General features: G+C 41.9%; 1 pseudogene. It reads right to left on the bottom strand.

The window, feature by feature from the left end:
- Positions 1-465: pseudogene (locus CRV02_RS14430) on the bottom strand (protein rexA); the annotation flags it as partial.

Raw genomic sequence — 465 nt, 5'->3', positions numbered from 1 at the left:
CTTTAATATATCGCCAAATACAGGTAGCTTGGCTTCTACCTTCACCGTTGTTCGGCCGATGAAATGCATATGCATAACATCGTCTTTGGTGGTTCCCCTCATCAGTGGCTCTATCTGAACGCGCTCTCCACTGCTTAATGACATTCCTTTCCCGATTAAAAAATCTGTCAGATCGGATGTGGTCGGCCCGATAACAGTTCTGGCAAACCCAATGGTGTCGCCTTCAACACACAAAAAAGCATGGAATCCCAATGATTCGTCATCTGCGAGGCTGTTCTTAATATCTTCAACTGAAGCTTTAGAGCGATTTATCTTCTGAACCAGACTCTTGTCATTTGTTTTGGTAAAGAGAAAAGTTTTTCCATCGATTTTATGAATATACAAATAATTGGAGCCAACCTGCAGGTGATGATTATCAGCCAGCAGAGAATTAAGGAAAACAGACAGGTTTATTGAGCGCTTATC

The organism is Arcobacter sp. CECT 8989 (assembly GCF_004116715.1).
GTDB lineage: Bacteria > Campylobacterota > Campylobacteria > Campylobacterales > Arcobacteraceae > Halarcobacter.
This window is presented reverse-complemented; position numbering and strand designations above follow the sequence as displayed.